Genomic DNA, 15598 nt, shown 5'->3' on the forward strand with positions numbered 1-15598 from the left:
GGCGTCAGTCCTTGGGGCGGTACGTCGTCGGCTCGACCGGGACTTTGATCTCGATGGGGTCGGAGGTGGCGAAGTGGAGGGTGAAGCTGACCCTCTCACCGACCTTCGGCCGGTGGGTGAGATTTGTCAGCATCAGATGATCTCCGCCGCTGGTCAGCTCGAGCCGGCCGTCGGCCGGGACATCGAGCGAGCTCACCTGCTTCATCCGGTTGCCCTTGGTGGTGTGCAGGGTGACTTCGGAGGCGAGCGGGGTGGTGACGGACGTGAGCTCGTCGGCGCCGCCACCGGCGTTCCGTACGGCCAGGTAGCCCGCCGCCATGTCGTCCATGGGCGGCTGCGAGACATAGGCACCGCTCACGGACAGCTTCGGGGCGCCCTTGTGGCCCGCGTGGCCCCCGCTGTCCCCGCCGCTGTCCTGGCTCCCGCAGGCGGCGAGAGCGGCGGACAGACCGGCGGTGAGGACCACGGCGGCCGCCTTACGGACGCCGGGGCCGGTCGCCATCACGGGTTCCGCCCCTCGATGATCTTTGGCAGATCCTTGGCGTAACGATCCGCCGTGGCCTCCGTCGTGTAGATCCAGTGGCCCTTGTCGTCCTTGGGCGAGAAGCCGATCACCTCGGCGCCGTGGCTGACGGTGATGCTGCCGTCCTTCTCCTTCTTCGGCTTCTCGATGTAGATGCCCAGCGGCCGCGCGGCGGCCTCGATGGTGTTGAAGTCGCCGGTCAGGCCGACGAAGTCGGTGCCGCCCTGGGCGTCCAGCCAGGAGCGGATCCGCTTGGGGGTGTCGCGGGCGGGGTCGGTGCTGACGAAGACGACGCGCAGCTTCTCCCGCTCGGCCTTGGGGAGCTTCTTCACGGCGATGCCGACGTTGCTCATGGTCAGCGGGCAGACGTCCGGGCAGTGGGTGTAGCCGAAGAAGAGCAGGGTGGGCCGGCCCTCGGTCTCCTTCAGCAGGTCGTATTTCTTGCCGTCGGTGCCGGTGAGGACGAGGTCCGGCTTGGTCTTCGCCTGGTCGAGGACGATGGCCTGTCCCGACCTCTGGCCGCCCTTGACCTCGGCGGCGGCGTTGTCGCCCTTGCCCCCGTCGTCCGAGCCGCCGCAGGCGCTGAGGGTGAGCGCGGCGGCGGCGGCGAACGCGGTGGCCAGGATTTTGGTGCGCATGGAGCTGTTCTCCCAAGAGGAGGTGGATCGGTGGCGCGCGGGGGCGGCGGGCACGAGGGCCCGCCACCCCCGCCGGGAGCACGCGGCCGGTTCAGGACCCGTGGTCACCGGCGGTCACGCGCATGCGGTCGAGTGGTCGGCGGTCAGGCTGAGCGGCGGCGGCTGGCGACCACGCCGAAGACGGCACCGGCGGCGCCGATGACGATGCCCGCGATGCCCAGCACCCGGGCGGTGGTGTCGCTGCCGCCCTCGTCGTCCGAGGCGTCCTTGGAGGCGGAATTCTCCGCTCCGGCCTTCTCGGAGTCCTTGTCCTGGCCGGACGCCGCGGCGGCGCCATCGCCGTCCGAGCCCTCGGCCGGGGCGACCAGCTTGAGCACCGGAGCCGGGTTCTCAGGCTCCGCGGCGCCCTCCTTGGGCTCCTCGATCCAGCGCACGACCTCCTTGTTGTCGTACGTCTGGAGGGCCTTGAAGGCGAGCTGGTCGGCGTCGTCGGGCAGCTGGCCGACCGAGAGCGGGAACTGCTGGAACATCCCCGGCTCGATCTTGCCGCCGGTCCAGGTGACCTTGGTGACCGCCTCGCTGATCTTCTCGCCGTGCATCTCCATGGGCTTGGGGAGCTTGGACTTGGTGACCTTGACGTCCCAGCCGGGCACCGGCTGGGGCATCACCGAGGCGAGCGGGTGGTCGGCGGGGAGGGTCACCTCGAGCTTGACGGTGGAGGAGTCGTCGCGCTCGTTGGGCACCTTGAAGTTGATGGTGCTGTAGCCGCCCTTCTCGGCCTGACCCGGCTGCACGCTCACGTGCGCGAAGGCTGGGCCCGCGGTGAGCAGCACCAGGCCGCCCGCGGTAAGGGCTCCGAGGACCGGCAGACGGCGGAGACGCATGGCGTTCATGTCAACACTCCAGGAACAGGAATGATCAGATGGGTGGGCGCGCGTGCGGCGACGTCGCGGCCGCCCTCCGGTCCCGCTGGAGGAGCGTCGCGTCGGTCAGGCCGCGAGGTCGCAAACCGGCGGTCCCCGCCTGATCACGCTGTGCTGGAGGACGAGGGCCGTCGTCCCGCCCTCGTCCCGCTCGGCCGCGCGCGGACGGCACGGCCCGCCGTAAGGCGCCTGCGAAGGGGCCAGGAGCACCCGTACGAGCCTCAGGGCGGCGCGCAGCGCCCGTACGAGCGCGGCCTCCGCGACCCCTCGGGCCCCGTCCACCGACAGCCGCACCGCTCGCCATACGGCCATCTCGCCCCGGCGCAGCAGCCAGCCGATGGCCAGCGCGGCGAGCAGATGGCCCAGGGCCATGGGCAGCGACGGCAGCAGGCTCTCCATCCCGGCCGCCCGCCCCGCCGGGGCGGTGGACGCCGGCATGGCGTGCGGGGCGCCGTGCGCGGCGGACGGGTCGATGCCCGCGTGGGCGACGATCCGATGGGCCGCGGCGGCGTCGAGCCGTCCGGGGCCCGAAGCGCACAGCAGCCTGGCGGCCAGGCCGATCACATGGCCCTGGGCGGCGTCGGCCCGATGGGCGGCCTCCCCGGCCGCCGCGACCCGGTCCTGCCCGAGCGCGAAGAGCGCGTGCAGCGCCAGCTGTCCGACGGCCAGCACGGCCGCGATCCCGGGCAGCGACCGCTCCCGCCCGGCCAGCGTCAGCGCCACCGTGAACATCGCCGCGCAGCCCACGCCCAGCGTCCACAGCGGCACGGTGGCGCAGGAGCCCAGCACATGCCCCGCCGCGGACAGCACGACGCAGACCGCGGTGAAGACCGCGGCCCGCAGCATTCGCAGATCGGCGCCGGCACGGGCGACAGGGGAAGCCATGGCCGCGCCATCATCCCACTGGGTAAACGCGTTTCCTACGGCGGGTGGGGCGTACCGGCGCACACCAGGACAGGCCCATACACCGGTTCGCGCATCGAGCGCGTCCGCTGAATGAGCGGAGTCACGTCAATAACACGCTTACGGACCATGGACCCAGGCAATACGTAACGGTATGTCGAGCCGCGGCCGGGAGGCTGGAGCATGAGCATCTGGTGGTCACTCCATTTGCCCCGCGAGGCGGCGAGCGTTCCGCTCGCACGACGACTGCTCCTCGGCACCATGGAGACGGCCGGAGTGGATCCGGAGATCTCCTACGATCTGTCGGTCGCCCTCTCCGAGGCGTGTGCGAACGCGGTGGAGCACGGGGGTCGCGACGGCACGGGCGGGGATTATCGAGTCACGGCCTATATCGACGGCGACACCTGCCGTATCGAGGTCACCGACTCCGGTCCCGGCTTCGCCGGACGCGGCACCGTCCGCCGCGAGGCCCGCCCCCGGAACGAGCGGCGTCCGGCGGGCGCGCCGAGACCACAGCAGCCGCGCAGTCCGGCCCCGCCACAGGCGGAGCACGGACGGGGGCTCTTTCTCATCGAGGCCCTCACCGACCATGTCCGCTACCGCGACCGTCCGGGTCGCGGCGGGGTGGTGGTGAGCTTCGACAAGATTCTCAAGTGGCGTGAAGGAGCGCTGCTCAGGGCGTCATAGCCGCCTGAACGTCAGGGAGCCGCCTGAACGTCAGGTGGCCGCCGCAACGCCAGGGGAGCCGCCGCAACGTCAGGTGGCCGTCTGTTCGGGCGGCAGGGCGCGGCACAGCGCGTCCAGCGCCCCTGCGAACAAGTGCTCGGGCGGGGTCGCGTAGCCCACCACGAGCCCGTCGCGGTGGGGTGTGGTGGCGTCCGGGTGGCGGTAGCCGCCGAGCCCGTCGAGCGCCAGCCCCTGCCAGGCGGCGGCGCGCAGGGCGGACCGCTCGGTGCCGGACGGCAGCTCCAGCACCGCGTGCAGACCGGCGGCGATCCCCGAGACGCGGATATGGGGCGCGCGTTCGGCGAGGGCGGCGACGAGCTGATCCCGCCGACGGCGGTACTGCTGGCGCATACGGCGCACATGGCGGTCGTAGCCGCCCGATTCGATGAAGTCCGCGAGGGTCAGCTGGTCGAGGACGCCGGTCCATCCCTCGCGCTCCCCCTTGGTGGCCAGCAGGCCGTCGACCAGATGGTCCGGCAGCACCATCCAGCCCAGCCGCAGCGCCGGGGAGAGGCTCTTGCTGACCGAGCCGAGGTAGAGCACCCGGTCGGGGTCGAGGCCCTGGACGGCGCCCACCGGACGGCGGTCGTAGCGGAACTCCCCGTCGTAGTCGTCCTCCAGCACCAGACCGCCGTTCTCCCGCGCCCAGGCGACGGCCGCCGCCCGCCGCTCGGGGTGCAGCGGCCCGCCGGTGGGGAACTGGTGGGCGGGGGTGAGCAGGGCCGCCCGTACGCCGTCGAGCTCGGCCAGTCCCTCCGTAAGGGCGCCATCGGCGTCCAACGGGAGCGGGACCGTACGGATCCCGGCCGATCTCAGCAGCGAGCGGTGGAAGGCCAGGCCGTAGGACTCGACGGCCATCCGGGGCCGCAGCAGCCGGGTTCCGCTCAGCAGCCGCACCGCGTGCGCGAAGCCCGCGCAGACGACGATCCGCTCGGGGTCGGTGCGTACGCCGCGGACGCGGACGAGGTAGTCGGCCAGGGCGCGGCGCAGTTCCGGGCGGCCGCGCGGATCGCCGGGGCCGAACGCCTCGTGAGGCGCGGCGGTCAGGGCACGGCGGGCCGAGGCGAGCCAGGCGGTGCGGGGGAAGGAGGCGGCGTCCGGCTGGCCCTGGAGCAGGTTGTGCGCCGGGCGTGGGGCGGGCCGCGGCCCGCGGCGGCCACCGGTCGCCCCGGACGGCCGCCCGCCGCGCTCCCGGCCGGGCGCGCGGCGGGCGGCCGTCCGGGGCGGGGGCGATGCGGGGCGGGGCGCCACCCGGGTCCCGGAGCCCTGGCGGGCGGTGAGCCAGCCCTCGGCGACCAGCTCGGCGTAGGCGTCGGCGACCGTGTTCCGGGCGATGCCCAGGTCGGCGGCGAGGGAACGGTAAGGCGGCAGCCGGGTGTCCGGGGCGAGCCGTCCGTCGCGGATGGCCTCGCGCAGCGCGGCCATCAGGGCGTTCCTGCGGCTGCCCGCGCGGGTCAGCTCCAGATGGAGGTCACTGCCGAGGATCTCCGCCGAATTGACCCATGAATCCGCCATGGAAATGCACCCTACAGAGGGTCGCTTAGCGGCCTGATTTCATTCCCATGACGACTTCGACGACGACACGGACTGCGACCCCGACACAGACCCCGGCCCCGACACAGACGGCGGCCCCGACACAGACGGCGGCCCCGACACAGACGGCGGCCCCGACACAGACGGCGGCGCGGACCGCGACGGCGGCGCGGCGGACGACCGGGCGGGTCAACTTCGCGAAGGCCGCCCCCGCGGCGTTCAAGGCGCTGATCAGCCTGGACGCGGCCGCCCGTGAGGGCCTGGACCCGGCCCTGGTGGAGCTGGTGCAGATCCGCTCCTCCCAGCTCAACCACTGCGCCTACTGCCTCCATCAGTCTCCTAGCGAGGGGACCACCGGCTTCAGCTGGTGGGGGAATCGCTTCCCCGGCCCGTGACAACTTCCTCTTGTCCCGGAAGGGACCGGTTCGGGCTGGACCGCGACCTTCGGGTTGGAAGCTCCCCCTCCTTCAGGTGGGGGAGCGGAGTCACATGCACACCACCGACGCGTGCCGGGGCAGGACTGAGAACGGACGTGGGGAGTGGCGTCGCCACTCCCCACGGGACCATGTGATCAAGCTATGAGCCGGGGCCTCAGCCGGTGAGGCGGGCCATCCACGCCTCGACGTCATCGGCGGTCCGCGGCAGCGCGGCCGACAGCACGCGGTTGCCGTCCTCCGTCACCAGGATGTCGTCCTCGATCCGGACGCCGATGCCCCGGTACTCCTCCGGCACGGTCAGGTCGTCGGGCTGGAAGTACAGCCCCGGCTCGACCGTCAGGCACATACCGGGCTCCAGGGTGCTGTCCACATAGGTCTCGGTGCGGGCCGCGGCGCAGTCGTGGACGTCCATTCCGAGCATGTGGCCGGTGCCGTGCAGCGTCCAGCGGCGCTGCAGCCCGAGCTCCAGCACCCGCTCCACAGGGCCCTCGACCAGGCCCCACTCGACGAGCTTGGTGGCGAGGACGTGCTGGGCGGCGTCGTGGAAGTCGCGGTACTTGGCACCCGGCCGGACCGCGGCGATGCCCGCCTCCTGGGCCTCGTGGACCGCCTGGTAGACCTTGCGCTGCAGCGGGCTGTAGGTGCCGTTCACCGGCAGGGTGCGGGTCACATCGGCGGTGTAGAGGGTGGTGGTCTCCACGCCCGCGTCCAGCAGGAGCAGCTCGCCGGAGCGGACCGGGCCGTCGTTGCGCACCCAGTGCAGGGTGGTGGCGTGCGGGCCCGCGGCGGCGATGGTGCCGTAGCCGACGTCGTTGCCCTCGACCCGGGCCCGAAGGAAGAACGTTCCTTCGATATAGCGTTCCGACGTCGCCCGCGCCTTGTCCAGAACCTTGACGACATCCTCGAAGCCGCGGACCGTCGAGTCGACCGCCGCCTGCAGCTGCCCGATCTCGAACTCGTCCTTGACCAGGCGCTGCTCGCTGAGGAAGACCCGCAGCTCCTCGTCGCGCTCACCGGTGACCTTGTCGGTCAGGGCGGCCTCAAGACCGGCGTCGTGACCGCGCACGATGCGGACCGGGCCGGTGGCGTCCCGGAGCTCGTCGGCCAGCTTGCGGACGTCCCTGGCGGGCAGGCCCAGCCGCTTCTCGGCCTCCGTAAGGCTGAACCGGCGGCCGACCCACAGCTCGCCCTGGCCGTCCAGCCAGAACTCGCCGTTCTCCCGGTCGGAGCGCGGCAGCAGATACAGCGTCGCGGTGTGGCCGCCGCCCGCCTCGGGTTCCAGCACCAGCACGCCGTCCTCGGTCTGATCGCCGGTGAGGTACGCGTACTCGGTCGAGGCGCGGAAGCTGTAGTCCGTGTCGTTGGAGCGCGTGCGGAGATTGCCCGCGGGGACGACCAGGCGGTCGCCGGGGAAGCGCGCGGAGAGCGCGGCGCGGCGGCGGGCGGTGTGCGGAGCCTGTGCGAGGGGCTCCAGGTCGTGCTGCTCGGTGTCCGCCCAGCCGGACTTCATGCTCGCGGCGAGCTCGTCGGAAACGCCTGGGTACAGGCCGTTCTTCCGCCGCTTGATGGGCTCCTCGCCTTCCGGGGTCTCCGGGGCTTCGGAAGTGGGCTCCTCGGTCACGTCTTCCTCCTCGAACTGGACCCCTCCCATCGTATGTGCGGGGCTTGACGGCCGGGAGGGATCGAGGTCCGGGCGACCACGGCTCCAGCGGGGGCGTGGTCACGCTCGAGCCGCGCCCGTAACTCGAGCCGCGCCCGTAAGGGGGCCGCGCGTCACTCGATGTGGGCCCCGCGTCAGCCGACGCGGGCCCCGCGTCATCGGCCCCGCGTCAGTCGAAGTGCGCCACGAGCAGGACGAGGTCCTCGGTGCCGTCCTCCGAGGGCCGCCCCACCGAGGCCGCCGGGCCGTCGGGGAGAACCGTACGGAGCACATGGTCGGCGAAGGCGTCCGGGTCGCCGCGGACGCCCTTGGGAGCGCTCGCAGCGGCCGTGTGCAGCCGGGCGAAGGCCCGGTCCATCGGCTCCCCGGTGCGGTGGAGCAGCCCGTCGCTGTAGAAGAGGAGGGTCTCTCCGGAGGACGGTGCGACCTCCACGCTGGGCGCCTCCCAGCAGGAGAGCATCCCCAGCGGCGCGGACAGGGTGGTCTCCACGAACTCGGTGCGCCGCTCCCCGGTGAGCAGCGGCGGGCAGTGCCCGGCCCCGGCCAGCACCACCCTGCGCGTCCCGGGCTCGCAGTAGGCGAAGAGGGCAGTCGCGGAGCGGGCGGGCTCGGTGAGCCGTAGCAGCAGCTCCAGGTCGGACAGTACGGCGACCGGGTCCTCGCCCTCCATCACCGCGTACGCCCGCAGCGAGGCGCGCAGCCGCCCCATCGCGACCACGGCGCTCGGCCCGGAGCCGGAGACCCCGCCCACCGACAGCCCGAGCGCCCCGTCCGGCAGCGGCAGCGCGTCGTACCAGTCCCCGCCGCCGCGCGGACCGGGGTGGTGGCGGACGGCCAGGCGCACCCCGGGGACGCGGGGCAGCCGGGTGGGCAGCAGCTCCTCCTGGACGGTCGCGACGGCGGCGCGGGCGCGGGAGAGCTCGATCAGCCGGGCGATGTGGGCGGCGGCGTACTGGCAGTACAGGCCCACGAGATGGCGCTGACGTTCCGCGGGCTCGGCGGGCTCGTCGTAGAGCCAGGCGGCTCCGCCGAGCCGCCCGGAGGGGCCGCCGGCGCCCATGGCGGCCGTAAGGCCGGGCGAAGGCGGGGCGGCAGGTGCGGCATCGTGCCCGTGGCCGGTTTCCGGGAGGCGCGGGGCGTCGGTGACGCTCGTCGTTCCGGGGACGCCGGGGGCCGGGTGGTCGCCCGCGCCCGCCGGGGAGCCTGTGCCGGTGCCGGACCCGTCCGCGCCGGGGGCGGGCGCGGGGATGGCGGAAAGGCCGGGCGTGGCGCGGGGGTCGGCGCGGAACGGGTCCAGCGGCACGGCGTAGCTCGCGGAGAAGCCGAGCCGCGCGGCCACCTCGCGGTGGCGTGGGTCGAGGTCGGCCTCACTGGCGATATCGGGGTGGGTCACATCGGCGCGCCGCTCGCCGCCCGGCTCGGGCAGCCCGTCCAGGAGATGGCCGGCGGAGGCGGAGCCGCGCGGGATGGTCTCGATCTGGCCGAGGTCGGCGTGGCCGAGACCGAGTCCCACGGTGATCACCGGGCCGGGCCCGTCGGCCGGTTCGAGCGCCACCAGTCCGCGCCGGGCGCCGACCAGGGACGCGCCCGCGCGCAGCAGTTCGCGCAGCGCCTCGTCGAGGGTGTCGGTCCGGACCAGCCGCTCGGTGAGCTCATGAAGGGTGGTGAGGTCCGAGACCCAGCCCGCCAGCCGGTCCTGGACACCGGAGTCGGGCGCGGCCAGGGGCGGTGTGACGGGGTCGGCAGTTTGAGTGGGCGAGGGGAGGGGAGGATCGATTCCAGCCACTTTCGGCGCGTGAGGCGCGTTCATGGCCCGCTGCCTTCGCCCGCCGGGTCCGGCTCGCTCAATAGCATCGCAAACCCCCTGTCGTGCTGCGCCGCTACTGTGCCGCTACTGTCTCCAGATGTACACGGAGCGCAGATGCGATGTCCAGCATTGTCCCGGTGGTCTTGTTGGTGTCTGGGGGGAATTGAACTTGGCCGAAAAAAAGTCGTTAGGCTGTCCCTTCGAGGTCGACTGACGTCGTTCGACAGCGCGTCGTCTCCACCGCGGCGGGTACACATCGGAGAGGGGCAGGGGCAGTTCGGATCGCCCCGGAACCCCGCGGCCGGTCCAGGCGTCATAGACCACAACGGCCGCGCCCATCCCCGAGTGGCGAGGAAGGCACCAACCGGACGGCAAGCGCCATGCGCGCGCCACCCCTCGCCACGTTCCACGCTCGGCCCGCGGCGTGATGCGCTGCCTTGTACGCGCAGTGACTTGTGATCCACCTGCTGTGACGGGCCGAACGATGCCGGACAGCGCCACGTAAGTCCAAGTGAAGTGCCATCTGAAGTGCGATGTAGTGCGACGGACAGCCCTCGGCGTTAACGGAAAGGAACGAGCGCTCATGCGCGAGATCCTCGGAAGGCGACGCAAGTTCTCGCTGCGGCGCGGCGCGCGGTCGCCGCTGCTGCGCGCGGCGCTCACCTGCGCCACCGAGTGGCAGTGGCCCGTGGTCCCCGGCGTCGGACTCCGGTCCGGCGGCGGACGGCCGCGTGTGTGCGGCTGCCCCGACCCGGAATGTGCGGTTCCGGGTGGACATCCGTTCGACCCTGTTCTCCTCGCCGCCACCACGGACGCGCGCATGGTGCGCTGGTGGTGGGGCAACCGACCCTCCGCGCCCCTCCTGCTGGCCACGGGCGGCCATGCGCCCTGCGCGGTGAGCCTGCCCGCGGTCGCCGCGGCGCGGGCGCTGGCGGTCTTCGACCGGGCGGGTGTGCGGCTCGGCCCGGTGGTCGCCACGCCCACCCGCTGGTCGCTGCTGGTGGAGCCGTACTCCCTCGAAGACCTCGGCGAGCTGCTGAGCCAGCAGGACTGGGTGCCCAGCTCGCTGCGGTTCCACGGCGAGGGCGGCTATGTGGTGCTGCCGCCGTCGCAGACCGGCTCCGGGCGGGTGCGCTGGGAGCGGCCGCCGCTGCGCCGCTCCGGGCGGCCCTGGCTGCCCCAGGTGGCCACGGTGGTGAACGCCTTGGTCGAGGCCAGCACCAGCGCCCCCGACGGAGGCAGCCGGCTCGCCTACTGAGGCGGGCCCCGGGTGCGGGGGTTCGGGGGTCGCTGAGCGCGGCGGACCGCTGAGCGCGACGCTCGCGGGTTTGTGAGGGCTCGGAGGCCGGGGAGGCGACTTCCTGGGCTCCGGGCCCGTCCTGGCTCCGGGCCCGGCGTTTTTCGTGGGCGCAGGGCGCAGGGCGCAGGGCGCAGGGCGCTGAGGGCTGTCTGCGCGAGTCGGCGCCGCGCACCGTGGGCCCCGCTGTGCACTGTGAGCCCCGGAGTGACCCCTTACCGGGCCCCGGGAGCAACTCCCTCGCTGACGACGGCAGTTGGTCCGTACCTGACCCACCGTCCCGCGCCGCCGTCCGGACGCGGACATGGAAGCGCCCGGTCGCTGGCGACGGGGGATGCACCAGCGACCGGGCTTCTAGAACCGTAACAAGAGATCGGCCGATAGCAAATTCGATCGCGGATTTCCGGACGTCGATTTGCAGGGCGTAACAGTGAGTTGTGAGCAGCGTCACGTGCCCTCGCGGCGCCCTCCGGCCGTGCGGGGAACGTCAGCTCAGCGTCACCTGACGGTTGGTGAGGCCGCCCCGGGCGCGCCGCTGCTCGGGCGTCAGCGGGGCGTCGGAGGCGAGCGCCTCCGCGAGCCGTTCGGCGAGGTCCACGGCCGGCTTCTCGGTGTCCTCGGCGCTCATCCCGCGTGGCAGATCCCACACCGGCACCGTGAGCCCATGGGCCCGGAAGGAGCCCACCAGCCGGGTGTTCTCGCCGAGCGAGGAGGCACCCGCGGCGTGCAGCCGGGCGAGCGCGTCCAGCAGCTTCTCCTCGGAGTGGGACATCACCCAGCGCAGGTGGTTCTTCTCCGGCGTCTCGCACCAGTAGGCCGCCTCCACGCCGGTGAGCCGGGCGGTGGGGATCGCGGCCGCGTTGGCCCGTTCCAGGGACGCGGCGACCTCTCCGGACGCGTTCGCGGCGTCCTCGAGCCAGAACTCGAACCCCTCGTGCAGAGTCGGCGAGAAAGTGCCGTTCGGGTCGAGCAGATCCTGCAGTCGCGGACCGTCGCCCGGAGCCCGCTCGGCGGCCACCGGGGTGCCCGGCTCGGCGGTCAGCGCGCGGCGCAGGGTGTCGGCCAGGTCGCGGCTGATGTCCCCGGAGGGCGTGTCGTTCTGGAGGCCGAGCAGCACGGTGCCGTTGTCGCGGCGCAGCGCGGGCCACGCCATGGGCAGCACGGTCGCCAGGGTGACCGACGGAACCCCCTCGGGCAGCCCCTCGGCGAGGGTCAGCCCGACGGTCGCGGCGGGCACCAGCTCGCGCAGGGCCACCCAGTCGCATTCGCCGGGGAGTCCCTCGAAGGGGCGCTGCACCAGCTCGGTGACGGCGTGTGCGGCTTCCCTGCCGTGACAGGCTTTGTAGCGACGGCCCGAGCCGCACGGGCAGGGCTCCCGCGCGCCCACCACAGGGATCTCGCCGTTGGCGACCCGTGGGCCTGCGGCCTTCGTCTGGGGGCGGCGCTTCTTGGCCATGGTGAGGCTGTCTCCCGATCGTGCGGCTCAGGGCTTGCTCGTACGCCCGTGACGGTCTGCGTACGTGCGCCCGTGACGGTCTGCGTACGGCCGCGGCGGTGCTCTCTTACGGCGCGTACGACTGGTTCACGGGCGCGAGCCTAGCCCTTTGGCCGAACCGCGTCGGCTCCCTGAGCCGCGTCGGCTACGCGAGCTCGTCCAGATCGGCGAAGTCCAGCTCGCGATCGAAATCGGGGTCGATGTTCGCCTCGATATTCGAGCCGAGGCCGGGGCCCAGGTCGGCGTCGAGGTTCGAGCCCAGGTTCGAGCCGAGATTCGCGTCGAGACCGGCCTCGAGATGCGCGTCGAGATCCGGACGCAGCCCGGAGGCCAATTCCGCACCACCCAGGCGGGGATTCAGCTCGGGGGAGAGATCCGAGGGAATCGTGAGGCGGCGGGCGAATTCGTCGTCGGGCGGGAGAAGGGCCCATACGGTGACTTCACCGATGTCGTCCCGCACGCCCCATTCCTCGGCCAGCGACCTGATGATGTTCAGCCCGCGGCCGCCGCGTGCGGTCACCGACGGTTTGGCCGGAAGTGGCCTTGTGGGTCCGCCGCCATCCGTCACCTCGACCGTCAGCCGGTCGTCCTCATCGACGGTCCATGCAGCCCGAACCGTGCCGCCACCATGGTCGGAACGCCAAGGGCGGCCATGTCGCCATGCGTTGCTGAGCAGTTCTGAAAGGATCAATACAGCGTCGTCTATGACCGAATCCGATACCCCAGTCCTGCGCAAATCGATACGCATCCGCTGTCTTGCCGCGCGGACACCCGCAGGACCATGGGGTACGGCCATGGTCGACGACGTCGGCACCTGCCGTGCCACCACCAAAGCCACCCCCGAGACCTCCTTAGCCCCACGCCACGGGATGAATGCCCCGCGGGGCTGGAGCGGAAACCGGCCAAGTGGCATCGTGTGACGCACTCGTCACGATCGAATACGTACCGAACGCGCCGGTGCACGCCTTGTAATGCCCATTATGAGCGTCCGAGTTGGGACAGTACCTGTTTGGGGCGATTGGTGATCAGCGCGTCAACGCCCAGGCGGACGCACAATTCGACGTCCTCCGGTTCATCGACGGTCCAGACGTGCACTCGGTGCCCCTCGCGCTGCAGCCGCGCCACATAGCCGGGGTGGTGCCGTACGATCCGGATGCTCGGCCCCGCGATCCGCACCCCGGGCGGCAGCTGTCCGTCCCGGTGGCGCGGCAGTATGAACTGCATCAGGTAGACGGTGGGGATGGCGGGGGCCCCACTGCGGATCCGGTGCAGGGAGCGGGCTGAGAAGCTCATCACACGGATGGGTGAACGTTCGCCGGGCGGCGGCGCGTCCAGGCCGAAGCGGCGCAGCAGTCCGAGCAGCCGGTCCTCCACCTGCCCCGCCCACCGGGTGGGATGCTTGGTTTCGATCGCCAGTTCGATCCGGCGTCCGGCGTCCGAGACGAGCCCCAGGAGCCGTTCCAGGGTGAGGACGGAGACGCTGTCCCGGCTGTCGCGGTCCGGCTCCTCCCTGTCGGTGGCCCGGCCCTTCCAGGAGCCGAAGTCCAGGGTCGCCAGATCGGCCAGCTCCAGCGCCGAGACCGCGCCCCGGCCGTTGGAGGTGCGGTCGATGCGGCGGTCGTGCACACAGACGAGATGGCCGTCGGCGGTCAGCCGGACATCGCACTCCAGGGCGTCGGCACCGTCCTCGATTGCCTTACGGTAGGCGGCCAGGGTGTGCTCCGGGGCATCCTCGGAGGCCCCGCGGTGGGCGACGACGGAGACGATGTGCGGCCCGGGGCGGCCGTCCCGGGCAGGGCGCGCATAGGTCACCGCGTTATGGTGCCACCGCCCGGTGTGAGCCGGTGGACGTGGCCCCATCCGTTCGTTCGCACGGAATGGCGGTAGGGCGAATTGTCCGGGATAAAGGGTGGTAGTCCGCGGGGCTGTCGCTCCTTACGGCGGTCTGACGCGCTGTGGGAAAAGCTGACGACGGTAAGACGTAACGGTAAGACGTACACGCAGGCCGTCGAGGAAAACTGTCGTGCACCTGAGGAGAGAGCTGTGAGCACCGAGAACGAGGGCTCTGCCGTCCCGCCCGCGCCCGGACCGCATCCGGCCCCTCCGGCGCCGCACCCGAACCCGGCGGTGCCGCCCGCGCCGGACTACGAGCCCACCGCGGGCGCCGCACCGGACGGGCCCATAGGCACGCCCGACGCCGCAGGGTCACCGGGAGCCCCCGGCCCCGCGCCGTCGGCGCCCCCCGCCCAGCCCCCGTCGACGCCCCCGCCCGCGTCACCGGCCGCTCCCCCGGCCGTCTCGGCGTCGGCCGGCGCGGGCGACGGGTCAGGCGGCGGCGCGCCCGGCGCCCCGGGCCCCGGTTCGGGCCCCGGCCCGGACGCCGGGCAGTCCGGCGCGTGGTGGTCGGCCGAGGGCGGACAGCCGCACGGCGGGCAGGGCGACGGACAGGGCGGACCGGGCGACGGACAGGGCGGACCGGGCGGACCGTGGGGGACCGCTCCCGTGCCGCCGTCCTCCGGCCCCTTCGAGCGCAAGCCCCGCGGGCTGGTCGCCGCCGTACTGGCCGCCGTCCTGGTCGCGGGCGGCATCGGCGGCGGCATCGGCTTCTGGGCCGCCGACCGGGAGAGCGACGGCGGCGACACCACCACCGTCTCCGCCTACGGCAACCCCAAGACGGAGAGCCGCGCGCCCGGCTCGGTGTCGAGCATCGCCAACAAGACCCTGCCCAGCGTCGTCACCATCGAGGCCCAGGGCAACAACGGCGAGAGCGGCACCGGCACCGGCTTCGTCTACGACAAGCAGGGCCACATCCTCACCAACAACCACGTCGTCGCCTCGGCCGCCGACAACGGCAAGCTGACCGCCACCTTCTCCAACGGCAAGCGGTACACCGCCCAGGTCGTCGGCCGCGCCCAGGGCTACGACGTCGCCGTGGTCAAGCTCAAGAACGCCGCGGGCGCCAAGCTCGACCCGCTGCCCCTCGGCAACTCCGACCGGGTCGCCGTGGGCGACGCCACCGTCGCGATCGGCGCCCCCTTCGGCCTCTCCGGCACCGTCACCACCGGCATCGTGAGCGCCAAGAACCGCCCGGTCGCCTCCAGCGACGGCGGCAGCGGCAACTCCTCGTACATGAGCGCCCTCCAGACCGACGCCTCCATCAACCCGGGCAACTCCGGCGGCCCGCTGCTCAACGCGGACGGCGGCGTCATCGGCATCAACTCCGCCATCCAGTCCGCCGGCAACGGCAGCGGCCTCGGCGAGTCCCAGCAGTCCGGCAGCATCGGCCTCGGCTTCGCGATCCCGATCAACCAGGCCAAGAACGTCGCCGAGCAGCTGATCAAGACGGGCCAGCCCATCTACCCGGTGATCGAGGCCACGGTCAGCACGAAGGACTCCACCAACGGCGCCACCATCGCCTCCAACGGCACCGGCGGCAGCCCCGCCGTCGTCCCCGGCGGTCCGGCCGACAAGGCCGGCCTCAAGTCCGGCGACGTGATCACCAAGCTGGACGACACGGCCATCGACAGCGGCCCGACCCTCATCAGCGAGATCTGGACACACCAGCCGGGCGACAAGGTCACCCTCACCTACAAGCGCGGCGGCAAGGTGTCCAAGGCGGACGTCACCTTGGGGAAGCGCAAGGGCGACAGCTGACG

The 15598-nt window shown here is 72.5% G+C and carries 13 protein-coding genes and 1 pseudogene; 4 read left to right on the forward strand and 10 right to left on the reverse strand.

Annotated features, from left to right (window positions below; genetic code table 11):
• Positions 1–4 precede the first annotated feature (4 nt).
• The 4 genes from J2Z30_RS38285 to J2Z30_RS38300 form a co-directional block, all read right to left on the reverse strand.
• On the reverse strand, positions 5–502 hold the full coding sequence (locus tag J2Z30_RS38285; protein ID WP_052701458.1) for a copper chaperone PCu(A)C: 498 nt from the start codon (positions 500–502) through the stop codon (positions 5–7).
• The gene (locus tag J2Z30_RS38290; protein WP_044572769.1) at positions 502–1161 is read right to left on the reverse strand and encodes an SCO family protein; all 660 of its coding nucleotides are present in this window, start codon (positions 1159–1161) and stop codon (positions 502–504) included. The genes J2Z30_RS38285 and J2Z30_RS38290 overlap by 1 nt, the downstream gene beginning before the upstream one ends.
• A 143-nt stretch (positions 1162–1304) precedes the next feature.
• On the reverse strand, positions 1305–2054 hold the full coding sequence (locus tag J2Z30_RS38295) for a YcnI family copper-binding membrane protein (protein WP_372453374.1): 750 nt from the start codon (positions 2052–2054) through the stop codon (positions 1305–1307).
• A 96-nt stretch (positions 2055–2150) separates the two neighbouring features.
• The gene (locus tag J2Z30_RS38300; protein WP_044572772.1) at positions 2151–2969 is read right to left on the reverse strand and encodes a hypothetical protein; all 819 of its coding nucleotides are present in this window, start codon (positions 2967–2969) and stop codon (positions 2151–2153) included.
• 201 nt (positions 2970–3170) lie between these two features.
• Between J2Z30_RS38300 and J2Z30_RS38305 the strand changes: the two genes are divergently transcribed.
• Positions 3171–3674 carry an ATP-binding protein gene (locus tag J2Z30_RS38305; RefSeq protein ID WP_044572775.1) on the forward strand — a complete coding sequence of 168 codons (504 nt, stop codon included), beginning with the start codon at positions 3171–3173 and terminating at the stop codon, positions 3672–3674.
• 69 nt (positions 3675–3743) lie between these two features.
• Here the strand turns inward: J2Z30_RS38305 and pdxR are convergent, their stop codons facing one another.
• A complete protein-coding gene (gene pdxR, locus J2Z30_RS38310) occupies positions 3744–5228 on the reverse strand; it encodes a MocR-like pyridoxine biosynthesis transcription factor PdxR (RefSeq protein WP_044572777.1) in 1485 nt (494 codons plus the stop codon).
• A 47-nt stretch (positions 5229–5275) separates the two neighbouring features.
• Here pdxR and J2Z30_RS51905 point away from each other — a divergent pair.
• Positions 5276–5593 (forward strand): annotated as a pseudogene (locus J2Z30_RS51905) (carboxymuconolactone decarboxylase family protein); the annotation flags it as partial.
• Between the two features lie 244 nt (positions 5594–5837).
• On the opposite strand, the gene J2Z30_RS38320 reads toward J2Z30_RS51905, so the two are convergent.
• Positions 5838–7334 (reverse strand): aminopeptidase P family protein, encoded by a 1497-nt coding sequence (locus J2Z30_RS38320; protein ID WP_044572779.1) that lies wholly within the window; start codon positions 7332–7334, stop codon positions 5838–5840.
• Between the two features lie 178 nt (positions 7335–7512).
• Entirely contained in the window at positions 7513–9129 is a 1617-nt protein-coding gene (locus J2Z30_RS38325; protein WP_372453375.1) for a GAF domain-containing SpoIIE family protein phosphatase, read from the reverse strand.
• A 604-nt stretch (positions 9130–9733) separates the two neighbouring features.
• On the opposite strand from J2Z30_RS38325, the gene J2Z30_RS38330 reads away from it, so the two are divergent.
• Positions 9734–10408 carry a bifunctional DNA primase/polymerase gene (locus tag J2Z30_RS38330; protein ID WP_044572780.1) on the forward strand — a complete coding sequence of 225 codons (675 nt, stop codon included), beginning with the start codon at positions 9734–9736 and terminating at the stop codon, positions 10406–10408.
• Positions 10409–10934: 526 nt separating this feature from the next.
• Here J2Z30_RS38330 and J2Z30_RS38335 read toward each other — a convergent pair.
• From J2Z30_RS38335 to J2Z30_RS38345, 3 genes are all read right to left on the reverse strand, one after another.
• On the reverse strand, positions 10935–11903 hold the full coding sequence (locus J2Z30_RS38335; protein WP_044572783.1) for a DUF5926 family protein: 969 nt from the start codon (positions 11901–11903) through the stop codon (positions 10935–10937).
• A gap of 184 nt (positions 11904–12087) precedes the next feature.
• Positions 12088–12780: an ATP-binding protein gene (locus J2Z30_RS51910; RefSeq protein ID WP_372453376.1), complete on the reverse strand. Its 693-nt coding sequence runs from the start codon at positions 12778–12780 to the stop codon at positions 12088–12090.
• A gap of 140 nt (positions 12781–12920) precedes the next feature.
• The gene (locus tag J2Z30_RS38345) at positions 12921–13754 is read right to left on the reverse strand and encodes a glycerophosphodiester phosphodiesterase (RefSeq protein WP_044572787.1); all 834 of its coding nucleotides are present in this window, start codon (positions 13752–13754) and stop codon (positions 12921–12923) included.
• Positions 13755–13985: 231 nt separating this feature from the next.
• Between J2Z30_RS38345 and J2Z30_RS38350 the strand changes: the two genes are divergently transcribed.
• The gene (locus J2Z30_RS38350) at positions 13986–15596 is read left to right on the forward strand and encodes a S1C family serine protease (RefSeq protein ID WP_044572790.1); all 1611 of its coding nucleotides are present in this window, start codon (positions 13986–13988) and stop codon (positions 15594–15596) included.
• Positions 15597–15598 lie beyond the last annotated feature (2 nt).

Origin of the sequence: Streptomyces iranensis (genome assembly GCF_017874715.1) — a bacterium.
In the GTDB taxonomy this organism is placed as follows: domain Bacteria; phylum Actinomycetota; class Actinomycetes; order Streptomycetales; family Streptomycetaceae; genus Streptomyces; species Streptomyces iranensis.